The 3,418-nt window shown below is 68.5% G+C and carries 3 protein-coding genes; 1 reads left to right on the top strand and 2 read right to left on the bottom strand.

The window, feature by feature from the left end; genetic code table 11:
• Positions 1 to 189 (bottom strand): hypothetical protein (locus tag VGT00_13150; GenBank protein ID HEV8532360.1); only part of this gene is annotated, 189 nt, incomplete at its 3' end.
• A 58-nt stretch (positions 190 to 247) separates the two neighbouring features.
• A complete protein-coding gene (locus VGT00_13155) occupies positions 248 to 1,495 on the bottom strand; it encodes an FAD-dependent oxidoreductase (protein HEV8532361.1) in 1,248 nt (415 codons plus the stop codon).
• Between the two features lie 118 nt (positions 1,496 to 1,613).
• Here VGT00_13155 and VGT00_13160 point away from each other — a divergent pair.
• A partial coding sequence (locus VGT00_13160; protein HEV8532362.1) for an aldehyde ferredoxin oxidoreductase family protein occupies positions 1,614 to 3,418 on the top strand: 1,805 nt, incomplete at its 3' end.

Raw genomic sequence — 3,418 nt, forward strand, 5'->3', positions numbered from 1 at the left:
CAGAACGGGGAACTTGCTGCCCTTGAGCCGCTCGCAGATCACCACGGGCCGGCGTCGGCCCTCGCGCTCGAGCTTGACCACGAGGGCGGTCAGCTCGTAGGCGGGGTCGATCTCCTGCGAGATCATCACGATCTCCTCGGGCTTGATGCGCTTGACGAGGTCGAGATAGGCGGTAAGGCTCTGCGCCATCAGTAGCTCCTTCAGGGTGACGGCAATGAAACGGGCGGGGCAATCAGCCGGCGCTAGCTTAGCCCGCCTGGCCGGGGCGATACAAGGGCGCCTCCGGCGTCCGGACGCGCTCCGGCCTCACGCCCATTCCGATGAGCCTGGCAGGAATGCGCGGAAGCCCGGGAAGCTGCGCGAGCAGACGCAGGATGAGTGGCGCCCGGGGCGGGCCCGTGCTGCTCAACACGGGCCCGATGACCCGCCGCTGAACGATAACCTGGAACCGCTGAATGACGCGCGTGGGGAGCTCGCGCCGGCGCTGGACCCGGCGCAGGTCATCATCCGTCACTCGCCGCTCGCGCAGCGGCGCGGCGAGGAGATTGGCGCTGGCCACGGCATCCTGGATGGCGAGGTTGATGCCGACGCCCCCCACGGGGGACATGGCGTGCGCGGCGTCACCGATGCAGAGGAGCCCCGTGCGGTACCATTGCCGCAGCCGGTCCACGCGCACGGTCAGGAGACTCATGTCGCCCCAGTCGCGCAGCTCCGTCGTCCGGTCTTTGATCCAGGGCGAGAGGAGCGCCACCTGCTCACGGAACGCCTCCATCCCCCGCGCCCGCAGCGACTCGATCGTCCCCTTGGCAATGACGAACCCGCACTGCCAGTAGTCGCCACGGTCGAGCATGACGAAGATGCGACCGGACCCGAACTGCCCCATGACTCCCCCGGGGTCGTCCGGCCGGCGCGAGAGCTTGAACCACAGCACGTCCATCGGCGCTCCCAGCTCCTCGATGGCCAGCCCCGCCCTCTCCCGCAGGACGGAGTGCCGCCCGTCCGCGGCCACCACGAGGTCGGCGCGGACTTCTTGCGTCCCTTCCGGCGTCGTCACGCGCACCCCGACCACGCGCCCGGACTCCTCCACGAGATCGGTGGCCTCGGCCCGCATCCAGAGACGGAAGCCTGGATAGCGGGCGGCGCGGAGGGCGAGAAAGTTCAGAAAGTCCCACTGCGGCATGAAGGCGATGAACTTGCAGCGCGTGGGCAGATGCCCGAGGTCCGCGATCGTCACGCGCTGGGAGCCGACGACCGCGGTCAGCTGCCTGACTTTCTGGTGGGGCAGCTGGAGGAACTCGTCGAGCCATCCTAGCTCGTGCATGATCTCGAGCGTGGACGGGTGGATGGTGTCGCCCCGGAAGTCGCGCAGGAAATCGGCATGCTTCTCCAGGACGACAACGTCGACGCCCGCGCGGGCGAGCAGGGTGCCCAGCATCATGCCGGCGGGGCCGCCGCCCGCGATGCAGCAGCAAACCGCGCCCGTGTCAGCGGGCACGGATGCCCATCCGTGTCGAGATTACGCCCCTCATGCCCCGTCCGGGTTGCGGTACACTGCCGCCTGACGCGAGTGGGGCACGCGGGTAGCTCGGCTCATAACCAGAGGAGATCATCTCGTGGCACTCACCGGCACTGTGTACCACATCGATCTCGCCAAGGGCAGCATCGAGAAGAAGACGCTCTCCGAGGAGGTGTATCGCAAGTACCCGGGCGGGAGTGCGCTGGCGACCTATCTGTTGCTCCAGCAGATCCCCGCCGGTGCCGACCCGCTCGGCCCCGACAATGTCCTCGTCATGGCCGTGAGCCCGCTCACCGGCCTCGCCATCTCGGGGCAGAGCCGCATGACCGCCTGCGCGCGCTCCCCTCTCACGGGGGCCATCGGCGACAGCCAGTGCGGCGGATTCTTCCCCGCCGAGATGCGGGCGGCGGGCGCCGACGCCCTCGTCTTCACGGGCCAGTCCGAGGAGCCCGTCTATCTGTGGCTGCACGACGGCGAGGCCGAGCTCAAGCCCGCCCGGCATCTTTGGGGCAAGGTCACCGCTGATGCGGACCGCATGCTCAAGGAGGAAGTCGGCGATCCGAAGGCGGAGATCGCGCAGATCGGGCCCGCCGGCGAGAACCTGGTCCGCTTCGCGGCAATCATGAACATGGTCAATCGCGCCAACGGTCGCACGGGACTCGGCGCCGTGATGGGATCGAAGCGCCTCAAGGCCGTGGTCGTGCGTGGTTCGCACAGTCCCAAGCCCGCGGCGCCCGAGCAGTTCCGCGGTCTCGTCAAGCGGCTCAAGGAGCTGCAGGAGGCCAACCCCGGCATCGTGTGGTTCGGGGAGTACGGCACCGCCGGTGTCCTCGCCATCCAGGACAAGGTGGGCGGCCAACCCACGCGGAACTACACCGAGGGCACTTTCGCCCAGGCCAAGGACATCGACGGCTCCACGCTGGCCAAGACCATCTTGAAGGAGCGCGACACCTGCTATGCCTGCGTGGTCAAGTGCAAGCGGACCGTCGAGGTCCACGAGCCCGGCCTCGACATCGATCCGATCTACGGCGGGCCCGAGTACGAGACCCTAACCTTCTTCGGCACCATGTGCGGCGTGGGCGACCTCAAGCTCCTCTCCAAGGCCTCGGCCGACGCGAACATGTACGGGATGGACACGATCTCGGCCGGCGCGACCATCGCCTGGGCCATCGAGGCCAAGAGCAAGGGGCTCCTGGACGACAAGGGCCTGGGCCTGGCCTATGGCGACGGGCGGTCGGTGCTGCGCGCCATCGAGGCCATCGCGCTCCGACGCGGCATCGGCGATCTCCTCGCCGAGGGCAGCCTGCGGGCCGCCAAGAGCATCGGACAGGACGCGGTAGATCTCACCGTCACTGTCAAGGGCCAGGAGCTGCCCGCTCACATGCCCCAGGTCAAGCGCTCGCTCGGGCTCGTCTACGCCGTCAATCCTTTTGGCGCCGATCACCAATCGTCCGAGCACGACTCCGCCCTCCGGGCCAAGCCCGGCAGTCTCCATCACGGGCGACTTCAGCAACTCGACATCGCGGCGGCCTTGCCGACAACCGATCTCTCCGACGCCAAGGTCCGCTTCGCCTACCGGTCGCAGTGCTTCTACTCCGCCCTCGACACGCTCGGTCTCTGCCAGTTCGTGTGGGGCCCCTCGTGGCAGCTCTACGGGCCCAATGACACCGTCGAGCTCGTCCGCACGGGCACGGGATGGGACGCGACCATGGAGGAGCTCCTCACGGTGGGCGAGCGGCGCATCGCGATGATGCGCGCCTTCAATGCCCGCGAAGGCATGGGCAAGTCGGCCGACACGCTGCCCAAGAAGCTCTTCCAGCCGCTCGGGGGCACGGGCCCGACGGCGGGCGTGGCCCTGACCACCGAGGAGTTCGAGCGCGCGCGCGACAGCTACTACCAGCT

It is taken from the genome of Candidatus Methylomirabilota bacterium (assembly GCA_036002485.1).
Classification (GTDB): domain Bacteria; phylum Methylomirabilota; class Methylomirabilia; order Rokubacteriales; family CSP1-6; genus AR37.